Genomic DNA, 25,197 nt, shown 5'->3' with positions numbered 1-25,197 from the left:
GTGAAGCGTCACTCTTCCTCCTGCGGGCAGATCCCTCCCTTCTCGCGCAGGTGTCTTCCCGCATACGCCGCGAGCAGGACCGAGAGCACGCCGGTGATGAAGATGCCGTCGAATATCCCCGCACCGCCGATGGAGAGAACGGTCGCCCGGCCCCCGGCGAGCGCCGCAAGCACGTCCGGATTCGCGAGGTTGAGGATGTCGGCGCCGAGCAGGGTGCCCATGGTCCCGCCAGCATAGGCGAGTCCGGGTGCGGCGTGGCAGCCGCGGGCGAGGAGGAGTCCTGCTGCGGCGCCCGCGAGGGGCGCAATGTAGAGCGGCATGGTGATCCCGAGACCGGGGACCGGCGTTGCGAAGGCGTAGGCGACGAGCGCTACCGCGATGACGGCTATGAAGGTCTTGGAACGCGAGACCTGGCCCCGTGCGATCATCCCGGCGGTCACGATGAACGGGATTACGGCGCCGCCCACGTTGACCGCGATGAGCGCCCCTCCGGCAGGGAGCAGCGGGATATCGATCAGGCTGCCGAGCAGCGCCCCTGCGGTCGCGAGCAACGCCTGGGAGAACCGGAGCCCGATCGATTCAAAGATCCCCTCGGTGATGAGGAGCAGGTTGAATATGACCAGAGCCGGTATGAGGACGGCTAAGACGATGATGATCTGCTCCGGGCTGAAGGGAACCGGCAGGATTGCAATCGTGGATACCTCGGTCTCCATGGGGTTCAGGTATACGGATGTCTCCACCATAAATAGTTTCACTGTCTCTTTTGCGGTCTTTGGGACAGGTCTGCCGCTTCAGCCGCGGGTCCGGGAACGGATAACGGCTCCCATCCGCTCCTCCCGACGCTGCCGTTTCGGTTGGGTACGGATGCTTTTTCGTAGTTTTACGAGAAAAGCAGCGATTTTAAAAAAATGGAAATCTTAAATGGCTTATTTTATCTTCCTTTTCAAATAGATATTTTCATATAGGGATAATCAGAGATAATGATAACATAATAATTCCTTCCTCGGATTGGATAATGGACGCCGGATAGCACATATCCGCGGTATATCTCAAAGACGAGCGACCGCCCCTCGATCCCGGTCGCATACGTCGGGGCGATGAGTGACTGAAGATGACACCGTTCTTTCTGACCGGTCGTATCGGTGTGGATGGGCATGGACACCTTTACCGTTGAGGACCTGATCCGGCGTCTGGAACGGCTTCAGGCACGGGGTCCGATCCCCTTCAATGTAAAGAAGGGAGAGATCATCGGTATCCTCTGCACCGGCGATCAGGGCCGGAGGACCCTGATTGCCGTCCTTATGACGGTGCTCTTCCCGGTCTCCGGGTTTGCCGAACATTCGTCGCTTGCAATCCTCGGGAACCTCGGAGACGTGCGGCGGAGTATGGGCATCGTCCTCCAGGAATCGGTCCTCGACCCCGTGACGACCGGCAGGGAGAACCTGGAGTTTGGTGCACGGCTGCACGGCCTGGACGATGAAGTCCGGGAGAGACGAATCTCCGAGGTCATCGGACTCTTCGGACTTCCGGAGTATGCTGACGCGGCGGTTGAAACCTATCCCCCGGCTATCATGCGGCGTCTCGAGATCGCCCGGGCTTTTCTTGTGCACCCGGGCGTCCTCTTCCTCGCCGAGCCGACGAAGGAGCTGGATGAGTCCGGTCGCCGGGAGATCTGGGGCCTGCTCCGGTGTCTGAACCGTGAGCGGAGGGTGACGATCATCTTCACGACCCACGACCTCGACGAAGCGGAGGCGATCTGCAACCGGGCTGCAGTGGTGGACGGCGAAGAGGTCGTGGCCCTGGATACGCCGGCCACCTTTCGTGCGATGATGGCTGTCACCGAAGCACATCTGAAATTCAACGATACCGCCTGAGCGTCCGGGCCCCGCGTCGGCGAACGGAAAACCGAACGGATCAACATATATTTAATCCCGTTGTAAGAGGGATATATGCTTGACATTCGTCCTTCACTTGCGTTCCTTCTCCTCGCCGGGAGCACTCTCGCGGCCGTGCTGATCGGTGGGTGTCTTGGCGGCGGCCCCGCTTCGGGAGACCGGGTCAGCCGGACCATACCCCCGGGAGAGGCATCCGCCCTGATCGAAGAAAGGGGAGGGGACCCGATGTTCGTCGTCATCGACGTCCGGAGACCGGAAGAGTATGCCGGCGGGCATATCCCGGGCGCGATCAACATCGACTCGGCGCACTTTTCAGAGCGCCTTGAGAGCCTGGATGCGAACGGAACATATGTCCTCTGCTGTCAGCGGGGCGGCCGGAGCGCCGGCGTCCGCAAATTGATGGGAGAAGCCGGGTTTTGCGAAGTTTACGATATCAAAGGCGGCTTGAACGCCTGGAAGGCCGCCGGGCTTCCGGTGACGAAAGACTGAAACCCGGAAAGGCGTTTTACGTGAAGGAAACGAAAAGGGGGTGGTGAACCCCGGGAGGGCGGAAGGCCCCCGGCGGCAGTTTCCCCTCAGATGATGATGGCCGCGGTCTTCTGGTCCTTTTCCTCGTCGAAGTCGGTGATGGCGACCTCCGTAGAGAGGATCAGGCCCGCAATGGACGCCGCGTTCTGGAGCCCGAGTCGGACCACCTTTGCGGGGTCGATGACGCCGTGCTCCGCCAGGTTCTCGTAACTGCCGGTCTTTGCATTGTAGCCGAACGCGTCGTCGTCGCTCCCTTTTATGGTGGCGATGACTTCTGCGCCTTCGACGCCGGCGTTCTTTGCTATCTGACGAACGGGCTCTTCGAGCGACCGTCGGACTATGGAAACCCCGATCTTTCGGTCGTCCTCGAACTGCAGTTTGTCAAGGGCACCGATTGACCGGAACAGGGTGACGCCGCCCCCGGCAACCACGCCCTCCTCGACCGCCGCCTTGGTGGCGTTCAGGGCATCGTCGATCCGCATCTTCTTCTCTTTCAACTCGGTCTCGGTCACCGCACCCACCTTGATGACCGCCACGCCCCCTCCGAGGTTTCCAAGCCTCTTTCGCAGGTCGTCCTTCTTCAACTCCGAGTCCGTTATGTTGATCTGCGACTCAATCAGGCGCATGCGGTCTTCCAGAGCCTTGCGGTCGCCTTTGCCGCCGACAATCAGCGTCTTTTCCCCGTCTACCTTGACGGTGTGGGCCGTGCCGAAGACCTGCCGGGTTACGTTCTCCAGTTTCATTCCCCGATCCTCAGAGACCACCGTCGCGCCCGTGAGGACTGCGATGTCTTCGAGGATTGCCTTGCGTTCGTCGCCGAATCCGGGTGCTTTGACCGCACAGGCTTTGAGAGAGCCCCGGATGATGTTCAAGATAAGAGCCGCCTGAGCCTCTCCGTCAACATCTTCGGCGACGATCAGAAGCGGTCTGCCTTCCCCCGCGGCCGTCTCCAGGATCGGGACCATCTGCTTGAGCGACGAGATCTTCCGGTCGGTGAGCAGGATGTAGGGGTCTTCGTACTCGCAGACCATCTTCTCGGGGTCCGTGACCATGTAGGGCGAGATGTACCCCCGTTTGAACTGCATCCCTTTTACCACATCGAGGCCGGTTTCAAGGCTCTTTGAATCCTCGACCGTGATCAGGCCCCCGTATCCGACCTTATCCATCGCGTCGGCGATGAGTTTCCCGATCTCTTCGTCGTTGTTCGCGGAGATCGTGGCGACCTGAAGAACCTTGTCCCTGTCTCTCACCGGAGCGCTCGTCGACCGGATATACTCCACCGTCGCCGTAACCGCGGCATCGATCCCCCGCCTGATCTCGATCGGGTTTGCTCCGGAGGAGATGTTCTTCAGGCCCTCGGTGAGGATGGCCTGGGCGAGAAGCGTTGCCGTTGTCGTTCCGTCGCCGGTCTTGTCCTGGGTCTTCTGGGCAACCTCCTTGACGAGTTTCGCCCCGATGTTCTCGAACTTGTCATGAAGCGAGATCTCTTTCGCGATCGTCACGCCGTCGTTCGTCACGATGGGGCTTGTCGGTTTGTCGATCACGACGTACCTGCCCCTGGGGCCGAGCGTGATCTTGACGGTGTCGGCAACCTTATTGACACCGGCAAGGAGCGATCTGCGTGCATCTTCGTCAAACATCAACTGTTTTGATGATACCATATCCCTCACTCCATCTTTGCCAGAATGTCCTTAAACGGGACAAACACGTACGTCTCCGAGTCGACCTCGACCGTATCCGCGCTGTAGCCTCCGTACAAAACATGGTCTCCCTGTTTCAAGGGGAGCGTCGTTCCGTCGTCGCGCTGTCCTACCGCAACAACGTATCCTTCCTTTTTCTTCTCCTGCGCGGATTCCGGGATGTAAATTCCACTCTTCGTTACTTCTTCTTTTTTTACGGGTTTTATCAGAACCCGTTCTCCTATTGGGGTAATCTCCATGAGTCTATCTCCTCCAGAGATTGTTTGCACTCATATCCTTGGGTGCAAAAATATTTAAAACTTATTGATTTTGTAGATACGATATCGACATTTTGCACACGTTTATATTGTATCGAGTACATACTCCTGAGCAATCAATGGCTCCAGCAGCAAGGCAGATTGTGTTCAGGCAGATTGAGAGACCAAGAGGTAAAATCGGGCCCGAGCCCGAGAACCTTGAATGGTTCTTCAGCAGCCTTGGTATCGGGGAAGGACGGGACGTCGACCAGGTCGCCCAGCGGATCCTTATCGCGCTTCTTGTGTACCAGATCTCCGGAAGCGGCGTACCTGTGGAACGGATCTCGCAGGACCTGGAGGTCTCCAGCGCCCGCATCAACCACCACATCAGAAACCTGGTCGAGGCCGGTGTCGTATATCGTCACAAGAGGCTGATCTACCTCCGGGGAAACAGTCTCCAGTCGATGGTCCAGGAACTGCGCAAAGACGCTCTCCGAGTCCTCGACGACCTCGAGATCGCGGCTGTAGAGATCGACCGGTCGCTCGGTATCGACGACTGAGTCTTACGACCCGTTTGAAACGCCGGTGCTCCTACTCTTCGTGCTTCACGTAGGTGACGCCTTCCGGCTCTTCTCTCTCCCGGGTCTCGATCACGACCGTGCCGGAGATCCTGTTAAAGAGCCTCTGCTGTCAACTACCCCCACTTCAGTGGGGGGCATGCTCCTAGAGATGGGAGCACGCTCTTTAGGGGCTTCGCGATTCCACCTCTCCCCGGTGTCGGGGGAGCGGACCGCAATAGGCCGGTTGACGGCGGCCCTGGCAGCAATGTCGCTGCACTGTGGTGTCGTTTGCGCAGGTGTATAGCCGTGATCCGCAGGAGAGGCTCCTGCTTCGTGCCTTCCAGAGCGCAACAGATATCAGTTGGACTTCCCCCGGCATAAAGAATAGCCGTGCGGGGTGAAAGTGTATCGTGATATGCGAAGGGCCGATTCCTCCCACGACTCAAGTCGCGGGAATCCTCGGCCCATTTTCTTGCCAGGCATGGTAAGCCATCCTATCAGGCAGTCGAGGATGATGAGAAATGCCTTCCCGAAACTCTCGACTGCAGCGGTCGCAAAGCCGATATCCTCTCCTGCACGGCCGACGGCCCGGATCTTGAGCGCCATCTTGCCGATGGACTGGCCCCGGTATCCCTCAAGCAGCGTCCAGTAGAGGAAGAGCACGACCGAGAAGAGGCTGAAAGAGAAGAGCCCGGGTCCGATCGTGACCTGCCAGGCGGGTGAAAGCCGATCTGAAATAGCCAGGACCGGAAGCCCGATCAGGACGATATCGATGAGCCAGGCCCAGAACCGAGTTTCCCACCCGGCAAGGTAGAGGGTGACCATATCACTCTTCTGCGGTTCTCCGCGGGTCTTAAGTATTCCCGGAAAAAAGCGGACTATCCGATATAACTCAGTTCTTCGCGGCCTTTGGCCTCTTCGGCTTCCCGGACACGTGCTATGAGTTGCTCCATCTCACCGGCGCGTTGCTGCAGCGAGGTATGGTCGACCTCGATCCCGAGCAGGCGGGAGAGGACGGAGAGAAGGTTGTCGGCGCTCTTCGGGTCGGCGATGTAACCGCTCGTCTCGCCCATCAGGCAGATTCCCTCGATACCCCTCACCTCGCCGAGACCGAGCAGGAGGCCCGAGGCCCCCACGATCACTCCCTCGCTCCCGGCGTTCTCGAACGAACCGCCGGCCGCCTCTACCTCCGGGCGGAGACGCTCCATATTGACTGCGGAGAGCACCCTCGGGTTCTCGACCAGGTGGCCGACCCCGTAGCCCCCGAGCGCATAAATCCGCCGGACACCGAGGCTTTCCGCAATGTCCAGGTATCGCTCGGTCAGGATATAGTGCCCCGGGGCCGAACTGCTCTGAAAATCCCCTACGAGAAAGAGGACCGCCTTCCCGTTCTTCTCGGAGCGGTAGACCTTGTTGTTGACCAGGTGGGTGACACCCTGTTCGTCGACGACCACCTGCGGAGGAAAATGGAGCGAAGAGATCTCCGCTATCATTTCGCCTTCAAGTTCATCGATCAGGTGGTCGGCAACAAGTTTCCCGACGTGCCCGATACCGGGCAGGCCCTCGATCAGGACCGGGGCGTCGAGGTTGTCGTCTCTTGAAAAACTCACTGTGACGGGTTCCATCCGCGTACCACTCTCCTGTACCTGCCGTATCTATCTTCCGGAGAAAAACGGGCCGGATGGGCCGGCCGTGTCGGCCTGCCGCAGACCGGGCAGATCACAGAGAGCGTATACCTTAGATCGTCTGGACAGCGGCGAATACGATTGCTCATACGGTCTTATCCGGTTTTCTGCTTCCGGATAAATTTGCCCGATCCCCCCGCCCGCTCGACGACGCCGACGGCGGCGCTCGCCGCCTTCTCGATTGCCTTTTCGGCTGCCTTATAATCGGGTGCGGTCACTTTTATCCGGTATTTTGGGGCCCCGATGTAGATCAGGTCGATCTCCACATCGTCGACTCTCGGCTGCGCACTCCGGAGCGCCCTGCGGATCACGTTGACGCCGTCGGGCCGCGACGACGTCAGAATAAGATGTCCCGTAATGGTCACCTTCGGGACTTTCACGTTCTCGTGCGCGATGGAGATGAGCGCTTCCTTGACCGGTTCATCGAGTTTCAGCTTATCCGTCGCCTCGCCGCCGGTGGTGACGATATCCTCAAAGGCCGGGTACAGCTGGCCGTATTCACGGTATACGGCCTCCTCGATGATCGCCCGGTCCACCCCCGCTGCTTCGGAAGCGAACCCGACCCACTTCGTAGCCTTCTGCTCGTTCTTCCACTCGTGAATCTTCTCGCGCCGCTGGTGTTCGTTTACGTCTTTCAACGAGAGGTCGATGTGGCCGCGGTCGGGGTCCACATTCAGGACTTTGCAGACGACTTTCTGTCCTTCTCGTACGTAGTCCCGGATGTACTTTATCCAGCCCCGTGCAATCTCGGATATCGGTATGAGCCCTCTATGCCCGTCATACTCATCCAGGGTCACGAACGCTGCAAAGTCTTTAACGTCCGCGACCGTGCAGACGACGAGTTCTCCTTCGTCGGGCCACTCTCTCTCATGCATGGAATAATCACTCAAGTACTGCCAGTATCTCAGCCTTTATATCTGCTTTCCCACCGTGGGGTTCTGCAAGGACACGTCCGCAGACGTTGCACTCCACGACGGTGCTCGCTCTCTCGAAGACAACCTGTTCGTTCTCGCAGTCGGGGCACTTCACCCGGAGGAATGTGCTCCTGTTTTCCCTGTTCAGCCGGACCATAACTACCTCACTCCGTAAGCTCGAATTTACCAATCCGGAATCCCGGTCGGAGGTGCGCCTTTCCACAGACCGTGCACCGGTACCGCACGTTGATCCTCTTCGTCGGCTTGTCGCCGCCGGGCACTTTGTTGAACTTGCCCATGTTGCCAACCGTGCTCCTGCGCCCCTTCTGGCGGTCAATCCAGTTGAAGTGACGCACTTTGCCCTTCTTCACCTTCACGACTTCGTGAATCTGATGAGTCCTGCAAAATGGGCAGTACGTCTTGAATTTGGACGGCATTTTCATGATAGTAACCTCTATTCAATAGACTCGAGTACCTATATTACTTGTTAAGCCTAATATTTAAGGCTATGTCGTGCTCACAGAGCACGTCCGCATTGTTTTCCGGCAGGGTGACGATATCCCCCTGTTTCAGTACGTAGGTCCTGCCGTCCACCCCCATGAACGGCTCCATGTCGGAGCGGATATGCACAAGCGCATGGGGGAACGGGACGGGGCGGGGAGCGGCGGCTGCCGGTGCCGCCGGAGCAGATGTCGCTGAGGCATCGCCGGTCTCATCGATTCGGGGAGCGGAGACCGCACCGCTGCCGTCGAAGGCAGACTCCCCCCCGTGGACGAGCGCGCTCCGGCAGGCCTCGATGGAATCGATGATCTGCCCGTACATCACCCGTTCTGCCGGAAGCATCTTCCGTGCCTCTTCTTTATCGAAGTACTGCCCCTCAATCTGCTGATACGCAAGATCGAGGATCTGGCGTGTCCGGACCGAGAAGATCTCCTGCACGGTCTCGGTGACGCTGCCGATCTCCTCGATGATCAGGCCCCCCGCCCGACTCTCCAGAGGGTTTTTCAGGTCCCGGAAATCCCTCTTGCGTTTCTCGATGTATGCCCAGGCGTCTTCATAGAGACCGGGCTCGATCTCCGAGAGCCTTCCCGAATGGTGCATGTCAAGCAGCATCTGGCGCAGTTTCTCAAGGGTGTCGACGACCATGCCTCACGCACCCCCGGTTATCTCCGCCATGTTCCGGCAGCAGAGGAAGACCGCAAGCGCCTCGGGGACGCTGACGGTTCCGGTTTTCAACGTGTAGGTGTTCCCGAGCAGGGACGTGGTGAAGTTTGCCTTCATCTCCACCCGCACCTCCCGGTCGCCGAAGGCCACCGCGTCTACGAGCGGGTCGAAATCCGCGAGGTCCCGGATGTCGAGCGGCACCACCCGCATACCGCTGCCGCCGTGCAGCGATCCCGGCGTCCGGATCAGCCGCTTGATATCGGTCGTGACCGGTTCGTCCGCACGTGCCCCTCTGTCCCGGACCCGGTTCTCGAAGTCGGGTGCAGCCCAGATTGCCTGGACGACACGGTTCTGCCGGAGGTCGGCGGGGTCCTTCCCGGAGAGGACCTCAAGGTCCGCGAGAAACTCCACGGCCGCCCGTTTGCTGACGCCGGGAAGCCCCGCGAGGTAGTCCTTCGCCTCGTGGGGTTCAAGCCCCGCAAGCCAGGAGAGGTGAGACCGGAGGGCATCGGCATAACGCCGACGCCACCCGGTCCGGGCCCCTCCCGGGGCAAGCATCACGGCCGGGTCAAGCCCGATGCCGCAGATGTAATCGACGACCTCACGCCGTTCCGGACTCCCCCATCCCCGGACGGCGATATCCGTGACGTGGATATGGTAGCCGCGCCCTCCGGAGAAGGCAACCCGGATCTGGTTCCGGGAAAAGCCGAGCTCGTCTATCAGCATCCCGACCAGCTTCTCGGTCTCTTCCTTGACCCGCGCAAGCATCGCCGGGTAGGGGCCGCGGACGATCTGGTCCGCGTCGAGGTCGAAGATAAGGTCGGCGCCGGCCCAGTGCTTGTCGTTCATCGTCGGCGCCGACGGCGTCTGGTAGTAGGCCGTCGAGTAGTAGACATGGGCGGGAATCAGGTTTCTCACGTAGGCGTTGAGTTCCTGCGGGTCCATAAACGCCATATGCCGCCGCATCCGGACCTCGGCCGACGCGTCGAAAAAGACGAAACCCCATTCCCGCTGCTCAAGGGAGGACGGAACGATGAGGCTCTGCCTCTGATAATACTCGGCAAACCTCTGTTTCACAAACTCGAGCGTCGCGGGCCTCATAGGAACGTCTTGATCATGTATGGGCCAACTTGTTCATATCCCTGTTTCCTGTAGTAAGGACGCACCCCGACACCGCTCATCACCGCGAGCCGTCCGTAACCGTGATCGCGGGCCTCCTCCTCGGCCGCGGAGAGAAGCCGGAGGCCGAAACTGCGGTGCTGCCACTCGTCGGGCGCTGCCGGGGCGCTGAGGGGGACCACGCTCCCGTAGACGTGGAGCTCGCGCAGGAGCGCAGCGTCGTCGAGTTCCTCGCGGAAGGGCCGGTGCGGGAACCGGAGCCGGGCGAACCCGATAAGGGCGTCCTCCGAGCCCGCCTGGATGAAACGCTCCTCGCCGCCGCAGGCCGGGTAGACCGTGGTCGAGATCGCCGCCGCCTCAGGTGCCGCCGTCCTGCCGACCTCGCGGCACCGGATGCACCGGCAGTGAAGGCCCTGCGCATGGAGCCGCGCCTCCGCAAGCTGCCGGAAGTTGCTGTGCCTGGAGCCCGCGACGATCAGTTTCGCCGGTATGTCCCGCTGGACCCGCTGGAGGCGGACGTACTCCGGGAGAAGGGACTTTGCATAGGCAACGAGATCGACCAGTTCCTCCTCGGTATACGGGCGGTATCCGCCCTCTTTCCAGAGGCGCTCGATCTCCGAAGCCGGCGTCACCAGGGTCGGGTAGATCTTCAGGAAGTCCGGCCGGAACCGCGGGTCGGCGAAGAGTTCCTCAAACATCCTCCGGTCGTCCGCCATGCTTGCCCCGGGGAGGTTCGGCATAACGTGAAACCCAACCTTCAGCCCGGCGTCGCGCAGGAGGCAGTTTGCCGCGACCGAGTCTGCGACCGTGTGACCCCGCCGGTTGTAGTCGAGGATACGGTCGTCCAGGTGCTGGACGCCGAGTTCTACCTTGGTCACGCCCATCGCGAGCATCCGGTCGATATGCTCTTCCCGGCACCAGTCGGGCCGTGTCTCGAAGGTGGCGGCGACGCACCGGACTTCCGCCCGCTCATTTGCAGCAAAAACCGCATCAAGGTCGGGCTTTGCCGGGGGAGTCCCGTGCCGGGGGTAGTCGTTCATCGCCTGCACGGCAGCGCCGACAAACCACTCCTGGTACTCGACCGGTCGGGCGGTCATCGTCCCGCCCATAACGATCAACTCCGCTTTGTCGACGTGGTGCCCGAGCGCCTCGAACTGTTCGAGGCGGGCCTGCACCTGGTCGTAGGGGTCGAACGCGTGTTCCCGCGCCCGGAGCGCCGCGGGTTCTTCGCCCGTATAACTCTGGGGAGACTTGAAGGGATGCTCCGGTCCGCCGGGACAGGGGAGGCACTTCCCGTGGGGGCAGGGGTGCGGCGAGGTCATCACCGCAACGGGCGCCACCCCCGAGAGCGTCCGCGTGGGTTTGACGAGGAGAAGCGGCCGGAGCCGCTCGTGCTCTTCCGGCGTAGCGGCGGCGAGAATAGCCGAGTTTTTGGGCATATCGGCGCCGGATTCCCGGCAGACCTCAAGTTTGATCCGCTGAACGTCGGCGGGGCCGGATGCGGTAGAAAGGATGCGGGAGATCATCTCCCGGAGGGGTTCGGTATCGCTCATCGCTTAATGTTCGGTTGCAACCCGTTCTGACGACTGAAAATCGGCGTGGTATTCTATGTAGGGATTGTGATTGGCCCTGATGTGCTGGACAATCTCGTTACCAAGCGTCAGAATAGCCTTTTTATGGGTGACCTTATTCTTATGGATATGGACTGGTGAGATGTGGAGAGCATTGTACTGGTCGGTCGATATGGTCTCCCCGGTTGTGGTTTCATAATATTTCTTGATGTGGACTAACAGCATGTGTAAGTGGAGAAGCTCTTCTTTTTGCACAATATCACCTTTCCTCGAAGAATAACTACTGCCCTCGGGTAGATATAATTTGTTGGTGATCTTTTTATAATGAATGAGATGCAGGCGGTCGGGGCGTTTATCGGGCTTGCAATAGGCGATGCACTGGGCGCGCCCCTGGAAGGCCTTCCGCCGGGCCCATTTGTCGTAACGGAAATGCAGGGAGGCGGGATTCACAACACCCTTCCCGGACAGTACACCGACGATACCCTGCAGGCGTCGGCTCTTGCACAGACGCTTGTCCGGCGCGGTGGGTTCGATCCGGAAGACTTCGCGAAAAGGCTTGTTCAGATATATCGAGCCCATCCGAAGTTTTTCGGACCGACGTCCCGGGCGGTCCTCGACCTGATCGAAGAGGGCGTCAGCCCCGGGGCCGCCGCAAGGCTGGTGCACGAGACCAGAGGCGGGAGCCGTAGCAACGGGAGCGTCATGCGCGGAATACCGGTCGGCATCTTCTACCCGCCAAAGGAGGTGCGCGAGGTGAGCCTCGCCGCGTCGGGGGTCACTCACCACGACCCCGTCGCCGGTGAAGCCTCGGCGTTCGTCAACCGGATGGTCAGCGGGATCTGTCGGGGCGAAGGGGTGGGTGCGGCCTTCGGGCAGGCCCTCTCCGCCTGCCGCGATACCGAACTCCGGGCACTGCTCGAAGATTACCGGGAGCACCCGCCCGACCCCTCGCTTGACGCCGTCCTCTGCACCCACTGTGCCGTCAGGGTCTTCATGGAGGCGTCATCCTTCCGCGAAGCGGTGGTCGCGGCGGTCAACCTCGGCGGCGATGCCGATACCGTCGGTGCGATCGTCGGCGGTCTTGCCGGAGCGCGCTATGGATACGAGGCGATACCTGCGCCGTGGCTCTCGGCACTCCAGGACCGGGAAGAACTCCTGGCCCTCGCCCGCCGGCTTGCCCGGGTTAGCCGGGCATAGTACTCTAAAAAAGACTTTCCCGTAACGACGGTTCGATACGGTAACGTCAGATTGGTCGCAGTTCCACCAGTTTCAGGGACCGGCCCCGCTCGCAGACGTCAGGAGCGTTGCCGAGAACCTCCCCGACGACGTACTTCTCCCCCTCGATGATGCCGTCGGGACGGCAGAGCCGGTAACTCCGGCAGCCGCCCCTCGGACAGGAGAACTCGTAACTCACCTTTGAGTTCATAATCGCCATGTCGGAGCCGATAAGCGTGACGATGGGGGCCTCCGCCACATCGACCGCGACCGCCGCCTCATGATGGACCGGGCAGTCGTGCCGGGTGTTTGAGCGGACCCCCACGACCTGGTACTTCTTCCCCGGCTGCAGGTTGTGGCAGACCTTCTGGACCTTGCAGCCCTCGCACTCCGCGCAGGTGTTGCCTTCATAGACGAACTCAAGCCCCTCTCTCGCAAGCGCGGCGCCGATCAGCGTCACCTTCGTCTTCTCCTTTGCCATTTCCGCCTCACTCCCGGTAGAGCATCTTCACAAGGTTCCGCGCCGACTCCGGCGTCAGTCCCATATCCAGTATCGTGAACCGTTCCGGCCGGATCTTCCGGGCGGCGAGCAGCGCCTCTACGGCCGTCTCATCGTCGACCCCGATCTCGGCGGGGGTGGTCGGTGCGCCGATCTTCCGCAGCGAGTCGCGGATCGCCTCCCAGTCCCCGCCGTGGAGGTACATCGTGATGATCGCCCCGATACCGCATTGCTCCCCGTGAAGGCCCTTTCCGGGCGCGAGCCGGTCCAGCGCGTGGGAGAACTTGTGCTCGCCACCGCTGCCGGGCCGTGAAGACCCCGCGATGCTCATCGCAACCCCCGAAGAGACCAGCGCTTTCGTCACGATCCAGGCGCTCTCCTCGGAATGTGGTTTGATAAGGTCGGCGTTTTGAAAGAGGATCTCGGCGGTCATCCGGGCGAGCGTCAGCGCATACTCCGAGACCGGTTCTCCCGTAAGGCGGTGGGCAAGTTCCCAGTCGAGGGTTGCGGTGCAGTTCGCTATGATATCCGCGCACCCGGACGCGAGCAGCCGGTGGGGCGCCGACGCAATGACGGCGGTATCGGCAACGACGGCGATGGGCGGCTCGGCGGCGAGCGAGACGTTCCCGTCGGCGGTCGGGACCGAGGCCCTCGATGAGGCGATCCCGTCGTGCGATGCGGCGGTCGGGACGCTGATGAAGTGACGGTCGACATTGTAAGCGGCGATCTTTGCGGTATCGATGACCCGGCCTCCCCCGACGCCGATGACGAACCCGGCTTCTGCCGACGCCGCTTCGGCCTTCCGGATCGTCTCGACGGGCTCGCCGCCGTCGATGGTAAACGTTGTAACGTCATAGGACCCGGCGAGGAGTGCTTCGACCCTCTTCCCGGCAACATCCCGTGTCTGCTTCCCCGATACGATGAGCACAGAATCGCCGAGAGCAAGGTCTTCGCAGACAGCCGGGATCTGCTCGATGGCGTCGTGACCGACGACGACGTCGCGAGGGAGCTGCATCCATTTTGATTTGTCGAAGACTTTGGTTCTGAGTAGGTTTATGCGGTCTGCGCTCATTTAGATCAGTAATGATTAGGGAGTTCCTCTACAAATATTACATAGATCCCATCCGTTACGGCCAACCGTATACGCTCGTCGATACGCTGACCTACGCCCTGATTCTCATCGCAGCGGTTTACCTCGTCTACCGGGGGCTCCGGCGGTATAAGATCGCCATCGATGACGAACTCATACTCTCGACCCTGCCCTTCGTCGTCCTCGGCGGGCTCCTGCGGGTAGTCGAGGATACAGGGATGATCACGTCCGACTTCCATTTCCTCCTGATCACGCCCCTGATCTTCTTCCTGATCTTTGCGATTGCGGGAGTCGCCCTGTTTCTCGGTAAACTCGCGGAGAATGCGGGGCTCGTCTCCCGCTACAGCCGGGTCTACGGGGGAGCGGGCATCGTCGCCTCTCTTATCACCGCCGCGGTGCTCGTATGGTTCGGCCTCACCGAGGCAACGATTGCGCTCGACGTCCTTGTCACCATCCTTATCCTCGCACTCGCGTCGTCGCTTGCCCTCTGGGCGTTCCTGGTCTACGGTCTGAAATGGGATTACGCATCAAATATCCTCTATAAACTCCTCATTTTCGGCCACATGCTGGATGCGAGCGCCACAAGTTATGGCATCGACCTTCACCCCATTCACTACGTTGAACAGCATGTCGTGGGTTCGAATCTGATCGAGTTGACCGGCACCGCGTTCTCGATGTTCCTCCTCAAGATCGTGGTGCTCATCCCCGCCGTATACGTCCTTGAGATCTACCGACGGGAGGGCAACTCCGACCTCTGGTACCTCATCCTGCTTGCCATGATCGTTGTCGGCATGGCGCCGGGTATCCGGGATACGGTGCGGATGGTGCTCTATGTCTGAACACTGGCTTGCCTGGGCTGCAGGATTTGCAGCCGTCGTTTTTGCCGTCGCGGTCGCCTTCGGCGTCGTTGTCGTGACCCGCGACCCTGGCGTCGGAGAGGAGGTCACGACCCTCTTTGCCGAGCAGGTCGCCGGCGATCTCCGCTCCGATTCACCGGCGGTTCTTGCGGTAAAATTGTTCTTGAACAACCTGACGGCCTGTCTCCTCCTCTTTCTCGGAGGGGCTTCGCTCGGCATAATCACGGTGTTGATCCTCTCGGCCAACGGGTTTCTGATCGGTGCGGTGATGGAACTCGTGCGGCAGCAGCAGGGTCTCCCCTACATTGCCGCGGCGCTCATACCGCACGGCATCTTCGAGATCCCCGCCTTCCTCATTGCGGGGGGCCTCGGCCTCCTCCTCGGGCTGGAACTCACCGCCGAGTGGCAGGGCAACGGCGATGCCGCCGCCCGGGCAGCGCCGCTGGCCCGCCTCTTCCTCCGGATCGTCGTCCCGCTCCTCGCGGCTGCGGCGGTCGTGGAGGCATTTATTACGCCGGCAATCCTAAGTATGATCGTTTAGAGCAACCATACTTTTTGAGGTAGGAGACGGATGGAAGAAGATACAGGCGCACTTCCCCGGAAAGAAGACTTTTCCCAGTGGTACAATGAGGTCCTCTGGCGGGCCGAGATCATGGACGTTCGCTACCCGGTTAAGGGGCTCTACGTCTGGTATCCCCACGGGTTCGCCATCAGGAAACGTGTCTACGGGATACTCCGGGGCCTGATGGACCGCGACCATGCCGAGACGCTGTTCCCCCTCCTGATCCCCGAGACCGAGTTCATGAAGGAGGCCGCGCACATCAAGGGCTTCGAAGACGAGGTCTACTGGGTCACCCACGGCGGCAGGAACGAACTTGACGTACCGCTCGCCCTCCGGCCCACGAGCGAGACCGCCATCTACCCGATGTACTCCCTCTGGATCCGGTCCCACACCGATCTGCCTCTGAAACTCTACCAGATCGTCAATACCTTCCGCTACGAGACGAAGCATACCCGCCCGCTCATCCGTCTCCGGGAGATCACCTCGTTTAAAGAGGCGCATACCGTGCATGCGACGCGGGAGGAGGCGGCGGTGCAGGTCGAGACTGCGCTCGGCCTCTATCGGGAGTTCTACGACCGTCTCCGGGTCCCGGTGATCATATCCCGCCGCCCGGACTGGGACAAGTTCCCGGGCGCCGACTACACCATGGCGGTCGACACGGTCATGCCCGACGGGAAGATGCTCCAGATCGGAACGGCGCATATGCTCGGCGACCACTTCTCCCGCACCTACGATATTACCTTCGAGGACGCGAACGGGGAGCGGCGGTATGCCTACCAGACCTGCTACGGCATCTCCGAACGATCGATTGCGGCGACTATCAGCGTTCACGGCGACGACAGGGGGCTCGTCCTGCCGCCGGAAGTTGCGCCGATAGCAATCGTCATCGTGCCGATCATCGTCGGAAAGCGGCGCGAGGAGGTGCTCTCGGCGGCTGCAACGGTCGAGAAAGATCTCCGGAACGCTGGATTTACCGTGAAACTGGACGACCGGGATATGCGTCCGGGCGCGAAGTATTACCACTGGGAGATGCGCGGCGTCCCCCTGCGAGTTGAGATCGGACCGCGCGATATCGATGCTAACACGGTCGTCGCCGTCACGCGGCTCGGTCGGAAGATCACGCTTGACCGGCGCGGTGTCGTCGAAGGCGTCATCTCCGTCCTCGCCGAGTTCGGAGAAGAACTCTCGCAGACGGCGCGGCAGGCGATGGCCGACCGGATCGCCGTGACGGATACCCTTGAAGAGACCGCCGAAGCGGTGAAGCGGGGGGTTGCGGTCGTTCACTGGTGCGGGTCGAAGGAGTGCGCAGAAAAGATTGAGGCGGCGACGGATGCAAGCATCCTCGGGTCCGACATTCGGTCGGACCTGATTACCGTCTCGGCCGGCCCGTGCATCGCCTGCGGCGGGAACGGCACGTCCACTCTGGTCGCCCGGACCTACTGATCAGCAGGACGGGCAGATATACGTTCTTTTGTGCTCGGGGGATGAGAGGTCTCCCGAGATCACCGCTTTTCCGCCTTGGAAGAATATTCTCCCGCATTTTGCGCATCTCTTCGGGAGCAGCCGCTCCCAGCGGCTCATCGAAACTTCCAGAGTGAACTGCATCTTCTCCGCGTCGGCGGTGTTGCACTGGGCGAGGTCCTCGTATCGGGAGAGGACCTGCATGACCTGGAGCGGGGCTGCTCCCTCGCTGCAGAACTGCTTGAAAACAAAGTATTGGAAGATCATCCACCCAAGATCGGAGCGCTCGAGGGTCTCCTCATACTCACTGCAGGTCCCGTCGTCTTCATCGAGGGAATACCCGCAGAGGGGACAGCGCCCACCCACCAGTTCGTCCAGGAAGACCTCTTCGTGGCAGCTGGGACAGGTGGTGTGGGGGGTATGCATTCTGGAAGTCATGGTTGTACTGGCCTCATACCTTCTCTTCTCCCGGGAAGCAGAGGGCAGGGCCGTTTTGCCTTCCGGGAGCATTCCACGCGCGTACGCGCGGTCTTTACGATTGCCTTGAGGTTTACTACGTATTGCGTTTGGTGTGCTCTTATACGTGTCGAATGAGGCGCCCGGATCTCTTCACCCGGGGGTGTTTGCGGTCCGTCTTCCCGGGACGGCGGAACCCCCGGCACCCGCCCGTCCCGTGCCGTTGCAAGCGTCCGGAAGCGGTTGCTCCCGCCGAGACGGGGCGCATGCGGACCGGCCGGCGTATGTTTATATGGGGTGACGAGGCACTTCGCTCGCATGGCTTCCCCTGCAGCATCCCTGGTCTACGTTATCGATGCGTCTGATCGCGATCACGCCGTCGGGTCGCTCTGGCGCGAGATCGGTCTTTCTCCCCTCGACGGGAAGACCGTTGCGGTCAAAGCGAACTTCAACAGCGACGATCCTTTTCCCGCGACCACTCACCCGGATACGCTGGAAGCGATCCTCGGACAGGTCCGTGATGCCGGTGCCCGGGTAGTGCGGCTCGGGGAGCGGAGCGGGATGGGAGAGACACGGAAGGTACTGCAAAACCGGGGCGCTCTCGACGTCGCGGCACGGGCGGGAGCGGAGGTGGTGGCGCTCGACGACCTCCCCCTCGCGGGATGGGAGGCCGTCCCGCCCGACGGTCTCCATTGGGAGCGGGGATTCTTGATCGCCCGGATCTTCCGGGAGGCCGATGCGGTGGTCCAGACCTGCTGCCTGAAGACCCACCGGTTCGGCGGGCAGGTCTCCCTCTCCCTGAAGAATCCGGTAGGGGCCGTTGCGAAGAAGAACCCCGGAAACGGCTACAACTACATGGCGGAACTGCATTCGTCACCGCACCAGCGCAGGATGATCGCCGAGATTAACCGTTTCTTCCCCTGCGACCTTGCCCTGCTGGATGCAACGGAGGGGTTCTCGACCGGGGGGCCCGAGAGGGGCGGTCTTGTGGCCCCGAACATCATGCTCGCGAGCACCGACCGGGTCGCCCTCGATGCTGCAGGGATTGCCCTGCTCCGGCGCTACGGTTCGACGCCGGAGGTGATGCGGGGCCGGATCTTTGAGATGGACCCGATCGCCCGGGCGGCGAAACTCGGGGTGGGGGTCGGGTCGGCCCAGGACCTCAGGCTCGTTGCGCTCGATTCCGAGAGCAAAGACCTGGTCTTCGATATGCGGCGGGTCCTGGACGAGGAGACCGCTTAGAAGAAGAGGTGGTCGATCAGGATCTCGAGGCCGATGGCGATCAGGATGACCCCCCCGAAGACCTCCACCTTCCTCCCGAACACCCGGCCAAGCGAACTCCCTATCAGCACCCCGGCGGCGGAGAGGGCGAAGGTGACGAGGCCGATTGTGACTGCGGGCATGAGGATCGAGGTGTCCAGCAGGGCAAAGGTGACGCCGACGACGAGGGCGTCGATGCTTGTCGCAACGGCGAGCAGGAGGAGCGTGATCACGCTCCCGGCGGCAAACTGCACGTTCTCGCCGTCTCCACGGACCGCCTCGCGGATCATCTTCCCGCCGATCAGAGCAAGCAGAATGAAAGCAATCCAGTGGTCGTAGGCCCCGATGAGCGAAGCAAGACTTATGCCGCCGAGCCACCCGAGCACCGGCATTCCGGCCTGGAACCCGCCGAAGAGCGCTCCGATGATGAGGGCCCACCGACCCCGGTCTTCCCGCACGGTGGCCCCTCCGCTGATCGAGACGGCGAATGCGTCCGCCCCGAGGCCAACTGCGATGAGGAGAGTTGTCGCGAACCCCATTTCTCCGGGTATCTATTGGCCGCGAGACCGGATAACGCTATGGCCCCGGCAAGGCTTCGCAACTTCGCGCAAAGAGTGCGCAAGCACGATCTCCGGCCGGAGGTTATCTCCCGTGCCGATTCTGCGGTTGGTGTGAACTACCCCATCCATAAGGGTGGGGCTTCCTGCGAGTGTACTGGAACTTCTGGAAGCTCCGGACCTGTTTGTCGCAGATTCCCGGCGAACTGCCGATAGCCCGTCCACAGGGCATGTTGTGATAGGAACCGCACCATGATGTTGACCGCACTGTTTTGGTCTCTATCGATGCGGTTCCCGCATTCACAGTCCATAACTCGTTTCCAAAGCGGCATATCGTGAACCGCTCCGCAGACACAGCAGGTCTTCGTCGTGGCCTGTTCATCGATTGTTATTACTTTCTTACCTGCAAGGGCTGCCTTGTAGGTTAAAAATCCGATGAACCTTGAGGAGGTGTCCCGCGTTCTGGGTGGAACGGTTGACACATGAGTAATCTCTCGTTCTTTGATATAAAAGAAGAGCCGGGCGGGGTGAAAGTGAAGAAGGGACGCCGCTTCACGGAAGATGCTCTGCATCTTCCTGACAGGCACAACCCTCTGGGTTGTGCCGTGTCATCCCCGGTTCTCTCGACCGGGGTCTTCACGCTCTGCCCCGAGAGCCCCGAAGAGATAAAACGCTGGAGTGTCCTATCGATACGGAGAGATGATACCATGAGCACGCAAACGATCGGCCTCATCCAGACGGCGGTGAGCGATGACCCCGACCGCAACCTTGCCCACACACTCGATATGGCGAGAGCGGCCATCGCGAGGGGGGCCCGGGTCCTCTGCCTGCCGGAGCTCTACCGGACCCCCTACTTCCCGCAGTATGAGGGGATGGACGCCTCCGCTTACGCCGAGACCGTCCCCGGCCCTTCAACCCGGGCATTCTCAGCGCTTGCCCGCGAACACGGCGTGGTGATCGTCGTGCCGCTTTATGAGCGGACTCCGTCCGGAGAATACTACAACGAAGCGGCGGTCATCGACGCCGACGGACGGGCCCTTCCTCCCTACCGGAAGGTGCACATCCCCTATGACCCCCTCTTCTACGAGAAGACCTACTTCCGGCCGGGGGACCGCTATCGGGTCTACAACACCCGGTACGGGCGGATTGCCGTGCTCATCTGCTACGACCAGTGGTTCCCGGAGCCTGCGAGAATCGTCGCGCTGCAGGGTGCCGATATCATCTTCTACCCGACCGCCATCGGCCGAATCGTCGGGGAGAAACCGCCGGAAGGCGACTGGCGCGAGGCGTGGGAGACGGTCCAGCGGGGCCACGCGATCGCAAACAGCGTCCACGTCGCCGCCGTCAACCGGGTGGGCGACGAGGGGAGTCTTCGGTTTTTCGGGAGTTCGTTCGTTGCCGACGCTTTCGGAAACATTCTTGCCCGGGCAGGCGGGATTGACGAGGAAGTCCTCGTCGTGGAGGTCGATTTCTCGGAGAACGAGATCGTCCGGGAAGGCTGGGGGTTCTTCCGGAACCGGCGGCCGGAGACCTACGGGGCGCTCACCCGGAGGCTCCCGCCGGGCAGGACCCCACGGGCTCTCGGCTACCGTATGCCTGCAGAGTGGGAACCGCACGATGCCGTCTGGCTCGCCTGGCCCCATGACCGGGAGACGTTCCCCGACCTTGCTGCAGTGGAGCATGCTTACGTCAGGATCATCGCGGCGCTCCGTGAGTCCGAGACCGTCAACCTGCTCATCACCGGCGAAGCGATGCGCTTTCGGGTCGAAGCGATGCTGAATGAGGAAGGCGTCGGTTCGGAAGGTGTCAGATTTCACGGCACCGATTACGCCGACGTCTGGTTCCGGGACTACGGGCCGACGTTTGTGGTCAACCGGCAGACCGGGAGCCTCGCGATGGTGAACTGGACGTTCAACGCCTGGGGAAAGAAATACCCGGAACTTCTGGGAGATACCCGGGTCCCGCTCTTCATGAACCACACCCTTCGTCTCCCTCTCTTCACGCCCGGGATCGTTCTTGAGGGCGGCTCGGTCGAGGTGAACGGGTGCGGCACAGTGATCACGACGGAGGCGTGCCTCTTAAACGCAAACCGGAACCCGCACCTCTCCCGGGGAGATATCGAGGCATACCTGGAGGCCTATCTCGGGGCCGGTCACGTTATCTGGCTGAAGCGAGGGATTGCCGGCGACGACACCGACGGCCACATCGACGATCTCGCCCGGTTCGTGAACCCGACAACGGTTCTCTGTGCCGTCGAAGAGAACCCGGACGACGAGAACTACGCCGCCCTGCAGGAGAACTACGCGATCCTCCAGGCCTCGACCGATCAGGACGGCACTCCCCTGACCGTCGTCCCGCTCCCGATGCCGGTGAGCGTCGGCGGCGAGGACCGGCTGCCGGCGAGTTATGCGAACTTCTACATAGGTAATACCGTCGTGCTGGTGCCGGCCTTCGAACACCCGAACGACGAGGTCGCCCTGGCGCGAATCCGACGGGTCTTCCCCGATCGGGAGGTCGTCGGCATCGACTGCACGGCGATGGTCGCGGGTTTCGGTGCGGTCCACTGCATCAGTCAGCAGCAGCCGTCCATCACCTGTCCCGGGGCAGAAGACGCGTCACGAGAGGTATGAGCACGTAGATTGCGGTGCTCCAGGTCATGCCGGCGATTGCGAGCAGTATCGCGATGGCGGAGATGACCGGAACCACCATCGCCCGCAGGTTTCCGCGCCGTACGTCGGTGCCGGGGTGGACAAGCCGGCTGCTTCCTGTGGCATACCGCCACTGGGCGGCAAAGAGCAGGCCGAGAACAAGAAGATTAACCTCGAAGACGATTGCTGCGAAGGTCGCGTCGGGGTAGTCGCCGATGAGGGAGACGGTGAACGGGACCAGCGTGACGAACATGAGCGTCGCGATATTGATCCAGAGAAAGGGGCGATCGATATACCGGAGCCGGTCTAACTGGGCGTGATGGGCTACCCAGAAGGACGCGAGGATGAAGAACGCGAGGAGGTAGTGGTAGAAGTTAGGAACCAGGCCGGCAAGCATCGCCACGACGGCAGCGTTGGAAGGGTCGTGGGCGCCTGCCGGGACATCGAGGCTGAGGACCAGGAGGGTCATGGCGAAGGCAAATATCCCGTCGGTGAGCGACTCCGTCCTATTCTTTGGAAAACCGGACGGCGCCCCGGCTTCCCGACCCTTGCTGTCTCTCCGTCCCATCTCTAACGATCCCTGTTGAGAGGAGCCGGCCAGATATAATGGTGTGCGTTGCCTTCGAGGCGGGACCCGGGAGCGGGACGACGCCGTCCGGACCCGTCAACGTTTTTTCTTCGTCCGCCGGTCCCGTATGGCCGAGAAGGGGAATTTCACCATATCCCGGAGGCCCCCGGCCGGGGAGAAGTTCTGCATATCCCGCCGGACCCCCGCGATGAGCTCGTCGACGACTTCCTGCTCCTTCGCCTCTCCCTCCTCCTGCACCGCCGTCAGGCGGTGGAGCGAATAGAGCCCGAGGATGAAGGCGAACAGGAAGAAAAACTCCCATTGCTGCAGGTCGAGGGTGACAAAGACGATCTCCTGCACCGGGTCTTTCCAGATCAGGGTCCAGATGAGCTCCCGCTCGGCAAAAAAATCCACGAAGAGCCCGCCGAGGACCGGGGCGACGCCGGCGGCGACCGAGTTTGCGAAGGTGCTTGCTGCAAGATAACTGGTCGCCTGGCCCTGTGGAGCCAGTTTCAGGCCGATGTTCCCTGAGGCAAGCGAGACCCCCGCAAGCGAGATCCCCATGAGGATGTGAATGAGGATGAGCAGCGGGTAGGTCAGGACGTAGACGCCGGGGAGGGTGACGAACATCCACGCGAAGATCGCGAGCATGAAGAGCGGGCCGCTCACGGAAAGGACCGATTTGTTGGAGAACCGGTCGGAGACCCGGCCCCACGACCGGTAGAAGATGATGTTCATGACCTGGCTGAGGACGCTGAGGGCGACGACGATCGAGATGTCGAGGCCGATGCTCTGCAGCATATATACCGTGAAGAACGGCGACGCGAGGTTGACGGCAAAGTTCCAGGAGCCGAGGAAGATGACCAGGTTTCTGAAGTTGAGGTCCGCAAACGGTTTTTTGATAGTGGCGAAGAGGCCGGCCTCCCCGCCTTCGACGACCATCCGGGGTTCGGGCGTGCGGGCGAGGAACACGATCCCGATGAGGCCGGCGATGAGACCGAAGAGGAAGAGGGCGGAGTAGCCGTAGGCTGCGAGATCCGGGAAGACGGCCTCCCACGAGTCGATGAAAAAACCGGCGACAAGGCTGACGACGAGTGCGATTACCGTGGAGAGGGTCAGTCGATGGGAGAAGAAGGCCCCGAGCCGGTCCTGCGGTATCAGGTCCCGCATCCAGGAGTTCCAGCCGCAGTGGGAGATCGCCGAGAACGACGCATAGAGGGCGATTGCGGCGATGAGCACGAACACCCCCTGCTGCGGCGAGAGGAAGAACGGTATCAGGATGATGGGGACCCAGCAGATGCGGGCGGCGAGCGACGCCGCCACGACCACCAGCCTCCGGTTGCGGATACGTTCGACGACGTAGATGGCCGGGATCTGCAGGAGTTCTGCGAGCGGCGGGATGGCGGCGAGCAGACCGACGACGGTGTTCGATGCGCCGAGCAGCAGGGCAAAGGCTACAAGGAAGATGCCGCCGGTCAGCGTCACCATCGCCTGGGTGGCAAGGCCGTCTCTTATAACGAGTTTTAAGCCGTGGCGGACTTCTTCGCCCGTCAGACTCTCTTTTACCTCAAAGACCATGCTCTACCCGGGTCTCTGCTTTCGATGCTCACGGAACCGCTCTCCTTAAACTGTGTCGGAATATCTCCGACAGACCCCGTGCCGGGAACTATTTCCCCGGGTTTATTGTATAAAAATTGAATTATATTAATCTGTTTGAATAATTACCGGCACCTCGCCGGAGTCTTCTGAACGGTGATCCGCAGAGACCGCCTCAGATCTCTCAACTCCCCGACGACCACGGCGTCCTGAAATCAGCGTAGAGGGTCAGCCCGCCGTCTACGTAGATTGTCTGTCCCGTGATGTAGGCGGCCTCGTCCGATGCGAGGAAAGCGAAGACCCCGGCGATCTCCTCGGGGTCTCCGGCGCGGCCCATCGGGATGTGCGCTTCCACCAGGGCCCTCTTCGCCGGGTCGTCCGCCCACTCCCGGTTTATCGGGGTGACGACCGCGCCCGGAGCGACCGTGTTGACCCGGATGCCCTGCCCGGCGTACTCGAGCGCGAGTATCCTCCCGAGGGCCCGTATCCCGGCTTTGCTCACCGCATAGGAGGCGTAGTACGGTTTCGGGACGGTCTCGTGAATAGACGTGTTGTTGAGGATCACGCCCCCGCCCCCGCGGTCGAGGAAGTGCCGCACCGCCTCCCGGGCGCAGAGGAACGCGCCCCGGAGGTTCACCGCGAGGACCCGGTCGTAGGCGCCCATGGTCGTCTCGTGGGTCGGGCTCTTGACCTGAATGCCAGCGTTGTTGACCAGGATATCGAGCCTTCCCCACGCCCCGAGGACCTCCGCAAAGATGCGTTTGACATCCTCTTCGCTGGCGACATCTCCCTGGACCAGCATCTCCCCGCACCCCTTTTCACGGATGATGCTGCAGGTCTTTTGGGCCTCCGCAAGCGTGATCTCTGCTTCCCTCGCACTTGAATGGTAGTTGATGGCGACGTTTGCGCCTTCGTCCGCGAACCGGATCGCCGTCGCCCGGCCGATGCCTGTTGAACCGCCGGTAATGAGGACGTTCTTTCCTTCCAGTCGTTTCATACCTCTGCCCACTCCTCTCTGGGTCCGGGCACCCTTGCCCGCCCCGGGCCCCCCTAGGT

General features: G+C 61.4%; 30 protein-coding genes. 9 read left to right on the top strand and 21 right to left on the bottom strand.

Annotation, left to right across the window (positions count from 1 at the left end):
* Nucleotides 1–8: 8 nt before the first annotated feature.
* On the bottom strand, nt 9–713 hold the full coding sequence (locus BP737_RS11275) for a DUF1614 domain-containing protein (RefSeq protein ID WP_292408954.1): 705 nt from the start codon (nt 711–713) through the stop codon (nt 9–11).
* 441 nt (nt 714–1,154) lie between these two features.
* Here BP737_RS11275 and BP737_RS11270 point away from each other — a divergent pair, with 441 nt between their 5' ends.
* Complete coding sequence (locus BP737_RS11270) at nt 1,155–1,874, top strand: ATP-binding cassette domain-containing protein (protein ID WP_292408952.1); 720 nt, start codon at nt 1,155–1,157, stop codon at nt 1,872–1,874.
* A gap of 75 nt (nt 1,875–1,949) precedes the next feature.
* On the top strand, nt 1,950–2,384 hold the full coding sequence (locus BP737_RS11265; RefSeq protein WP_292408950.1) for a rhodanese-like domain-containing protein: 435 nt from the start codon (nt 1,950–1,952) through the stop codon (nt 2,382–2,384).
* 86 nt (nt 2,385–2,470) lie between these two features.
* Here the strand turns inward: BP737_RS11265 and groL are convergent, their stop codons facing one another.
* Nucleotides 2,471–4,084, bottom strand: coding sequence for a chaperonin GroEL (gene groL / locus BP737_RS11260; RefSeq protein ID WP_292408948.1), 1,614 nt, complete (start codon nt 4,082–4,084; stop codon nt 2,471–2,473).
* Between the two features lie 5 nt (nt 4,085–4,089).
* A complete protein-coding gene (groES, locus tag BP737_RS11255) occupies nt 4,090–4,362 on the bottom strand; it encodes a co-chaperone GroES (protein ID WP_292408946.1) in 273 nt (90 codons plus the stop codon).
* Nucleotides 4,363–4,499: 137 nt separating this feature from the next.
* Here groES and BP737_RS11250 point away from each other — a divergent pair, with 137 nt between their 5' ends.
* Entirely contained in the window at nt 4,500–4,919 is a 420-nt protein-coding gene (locus BP737_RS11250; RefSeq protein WP_292408944.1) for an ArsR family transcriptional regulator, read from the top strand.
* A gap of 357 nt (nt 4,920–5,276) precedes the next feature.
* On the opposite strand, the gene BP737_RS11245 is transcribed toward BP737_RS11250, so the two are convergent.
* From BP737_RS11245 to BP737_RS11200, 10 genes are read right to left on the bottom strand one after another with little or no spacing between them, the layout of a single operon-like run.
* Nucleotides 5,277–5,744, bottom strand: coding sequence for an RDD family protein (locus tag BP737_RS11245; protein ID WP_292408941.1), 468 nt, complete (start codon nt 5,742–5,744; stop codon nt 5,277–5,279).
* 53 nt (nt 5,745–5,797) lie between these two features.
* The gene (locus BP737_RS11240; RefSeq protein WP_292408939.1) at nt 5,798–6,544 is read right to left on the bottom strand and encodes a proteasome assembly chaperone family protein; all 747 of its coding nucleotides are present in this window, start codon (nt 6,542–6,544) and stop codon (nt 5,798–5,800) included.
* Nucleotides 6,526–6,693 carry an RNA-protein complex protein Nop10 gene (locus BP737_RS11235; RefSeq protein WP_292408937.1) on the bottom strand — a complete coding sequence of 56 codons (168 nt, stop codon included), beginning with the start codon at nt 6,691–6,693 and terminating at the stop codon, nt 6,526–6,528. Before BP737_RS11235 ends, BP737_RS11240 begins: the two co-directional genes overlap by 19 nt.
* A gap of 6 nt (nt 6,694–6,699) precedes the next feature.
* On the bottom strand, nt 6,700–7,479 hold the full coding sequence (locus tag BP737_RS11230; RefSeq protein WP_292408936.1) for a translation initiation factor IF-2 subunit alpha: 780 nt from the start codon (nt 7,477–7,479) through the stop codon (nt 6,700–6,702).
* A gap of 7 nt (nt 7,480–7,486) precedes the next feature.
* Nucleotides 7,487–7,675: a 30S ribosomal protein S27e gene (locus tag BP737_RS11225; RefSeq protein ID WP_292408934.1), complete on the bottom strand. Its 189-nt coding sequence runs from the start codon at nt 7,673–7,675 to the stop codon at nt 7,487–7,489.
* 7 nt (nt 7,676–7,682) lie between these two features.
* Nucleotides 7,683–7,961 (bottom strand): 50S ribosomal protein L44e, encoded by a 279-nt coding sequence (locus tag BP737_RS11220; RefSeq protein WP_292408932.1) that lies wholly within the window; start codon nt 7,959–7,961, stop codon nt 7,683–7,685.
* A 37-nt stretch (nt 7,962–7,998) separates the two neighbouring features.
* On the bottom strand, nt 7,999–8,664 hold the full coding sequence (locus BP737_RS11215; protein ID WP_292408931.1) for a hypothetical protein: 666 nt from the start codon (nt 8,662–8,664) through the stop codon (nt 7,999–8,001).
* A gap of 3 nt (nt 8,665–8,667) precedes the next feature.
* Nucleotides 8,668–9,783: a DNA primase small subunit PriS gene (locus BP737_RS11210; protein WP_292408930.1), complete on the bottom strand. Its 1,116-nt coding sequence runs from the start codon at nt 9,781–9,783 to the stop codon at nt 8,668–8,670.
* Nucleotides 9,780–11,354, bottom strand: a complete 1,575-nt coding sequence (locus tag BP737_RS11205; RefSeq protein WP_292408927.1) for a tRNA uridine(34) 5-carboxymethylaminomethyl modification radical SAM/GNAT enzyme Elp3 — start codon at nt 11,352–11,354, stop codon at nt 9,780–9,782. Before BP737_RS11205 ends, BP737_RS11210 begins: the two co-directional genes overlap by 4 nt.
* Before the next feature lie 3 nt (nt 11,355–11,357).
* On the bottom strand, nt 11,358–11,627 hold the full coding sequence (locus tag BP737_RS11200; protein ID WP_292408926.1) for a UPF0058 family protein: 270 nt from the start codon (nt 11,625–11,627) through the stop codon (nt 11,358–11,360).
* Between the two features lie 69 nt (nt 11,628–11,696).
* Here BP737_RS11200 and BP737_RS11195 point away from each other — a divergent pair, with 69 nt between their 5' ends.
* Nucleotides 11,697–12,569: an ADP-ribosylglycohydrolase family protein gene (locus BP737_RS11195; RefSeq protein WP_292408925.1), complete on the top strand. Its 873-nt coding sequence runs from the start codon at nt 11,697–11,699 to the stop codon at nt 12,567–12,569.
* Between the two features lie 46 nt (nt 12,570–12,615).
* Here BP737_RS11195 and BP737_RS11190 read toward each other — a convergent pair whose 3' ends face one another.
* Entirely contained in the window at nt 12,616–13,068 is a 453-nt protein-coding gene (locus tag BP737_RS11190; RefSeq protein WP_292408923.1) for a UPF0179 family protein, read from the bottom strand.
* Between the two features lie 7 nt (nt 13,069–13,075).
* Entirely contained in the window at nt 13,076–14,158 is a 1,083-nt protein-coding gene (locus BP737_RS11185) for an NAD(P)-dependent glycerol-1-phosphate dehydrogenase (protein ID WP_292408920.1), read from the bottom strand.
* A gap of 11 nt (nt 14,159–14,169) precedes the next feature.
* Here BP737_RS11185 and BP737_RS11180 point away from each other — a divergent pair, with 11 nt between their 5' ends.
* Genes BP737_RS11180 through proS form a run of 3 tightly spaced genes read left to right on the top strand, consistent with a single transcriptional unit; the run spans nt 14,170 to nt 17,038 of the window.
* Complete coding sequence (locus BP737_RS11180) at nt 14,170–15,015, top strand: DUF63 family protein (protein WP_292408918.1); 846 nt, start codon at nt 14,170–14,172, stop codon at nt 15,013–15,015.
* The gene (locus BP737_RS11175) at nt 15,008–15,574 is read left to right on the top strand and encodes a stage II sporulation protein M (protein ID WP_292408917.1); all 567 of its coding nucleotides are present in this window, start codon (nt 15,008–15,010) and stop codon (nt 15,572–15,574) included. Before BP737_RS11180 ends, BP737_RS11175 begins: the two co-directional genes overlap by 8 nt.
* A 30-nt stretch (nt 15,575–15,604) precedes the next feature.
* Nucleotides 15,605–17,038, top strand: coding sequence for a proline--tRNA ligase (gene proS, locus BP737_RS11170; protein ID WP_292408916.1), 1,434 nt, complete (start codon nt 15,605–15,607; stop codon nt 17,036–17,038).
* On the opposite strand, the gene BP737_RS11165 is transcribed toward proS, so the two are convergent.
* The gene (locus BP737_RS11165; RefSeq protein ID WP_292408914.1) at nt 17,039–17,494 is read right to left on the bottom strand and encodes a hypothetical protein; all 456 of its coding nucleotides are present in this window, start codon (nt 17,492–17,494) and stop codon (nt 17,039–17,041) included.
* Nucleotides 17,495–17,830: 336 nt separating this feature from the next.
* On the opposite strand from BP737_RS11165, the gene BP737_RS11160 reads away from it, so the two are divergent.
* Nucleotides 17,831–18,754, top strand: coding sequence for a DUF362 domain-containing protein (locus BP737_RS11160; RefSeq protein ID WP_292408912.1), 924 nt, complete (start codon nt 17,831–17,833; stop codon nt 18,752–18,754).
* Here BP737_RS11160 and BP737_RS11155 read toward each other — a convergent pair.
* Both BP737_RS11155 and BP737_RS14805 read right to left on the bottom strand, forming a co-directional pair.
* The gene (locus tag BP737_RS11155) at nt 18,751–19,311 is read right to left on the bottom strand and encodes a manganese efflux pump MntP family protein (protein ID WP_292408910.1); all 561 of its coding nucleotides are present in this window, start codon (nt 19,309–19,311) and stop codon (nt 18,751–18,753) included. The two genes, BP737_RS11160 and BP737_RS11155, sit on opposite strands and share 4 nt — an antisense overlap.
* Nucleotides 19,312–19,448: 137 nt before the next feature.
* Complete coding sequence (locus BP737_RS14805; protein WP_342771283.1) at nt 19,449–19,901, bottom strand: transposase; 453 nt, start codon at nt 19,899–19,901, stop codon at nt 19,449–19,451.
* Nucleotides 19,902–20,036: 135 nt separating this feature from the next.
* On the opposite strand from BP737_RS14805, the gene BP737_RS11150 reads away from it, so the two are divergent.
* Entirely contained in the window at nt 20,037–21,959 is a 1,923-nt protein-coding gene (locus BP737_RS11150) for an agmatine deiminase family protein (protein ID WP_292408908.1), read from the top strand.
* Here the strand turns inward: BP737_RS11150 and BP737_RS11145 are convergent.
* The 3 genes from BP737_RS11145 to BP737_RS11135 all read right to left on the bottom strand — a co-directional run bounded on the left by BP737_RS11145 (nt 21,919) and on the right by BP737_RS11135 (nt 25,138).
* The gene (locus BP737_RS11145; RefSeq protein ID WP_292408906.1) at nt 21,919–22,545 is read right to left on the bottom strand and encodes a TMEM175 family protein; all 627 of its coding nucleotides are present in this window, start codon (nt 22,543–22,545) and stop codon (nt 21,919–21,921) included. The genes BP737_RS11150 and BP737_RS11145 overlap by 41 nt on opposite strands.
* Nucleotides 22,546–22,641: 96 nt before the next feature.
* Nucleotides 22,642–24,123: an MFS transporter gene (locus BP737_RS11140; protein WP_292408904.1), complete on the bottom strand. Its 1,482-nt coding sequence runs from the start codon at nt 24,121–24,123 to the stop codon at nt 22,642–22,644.
* A 202-nt stretch (nt 24,124–24,325) separates the two neighbouring features.
* Nucleotides 24,326–25,138, bottom strand: coding sequence for an SDR family oxidoreductase (locus BP737_RS11135; RefSeq protein ID WP_292408902.1), 813 nt, complete (start codon nt 25,136–25,138; stop codon nt 24,326–24,328).
* Nucleotides 25,139–25,197: the final 59 nt, after the last annotated feature.

It is taken from the genome of Methanoculleus sp. UBA291, from assembly GCF_002499755.1.
GTDB classification, from domain to species: domain Archaea; phylum Halobacteriota; class Methanomicrobia; order Methanomicrobiales; family Methanoculleaceae; genus Methanoculleus; species Methanoculleus palmolei.
The sequence above is the reverse complement of the archived record's forward strand: the minus strand, read 5'-3'. Positions and strand labels throughout refer to the sequence as shown.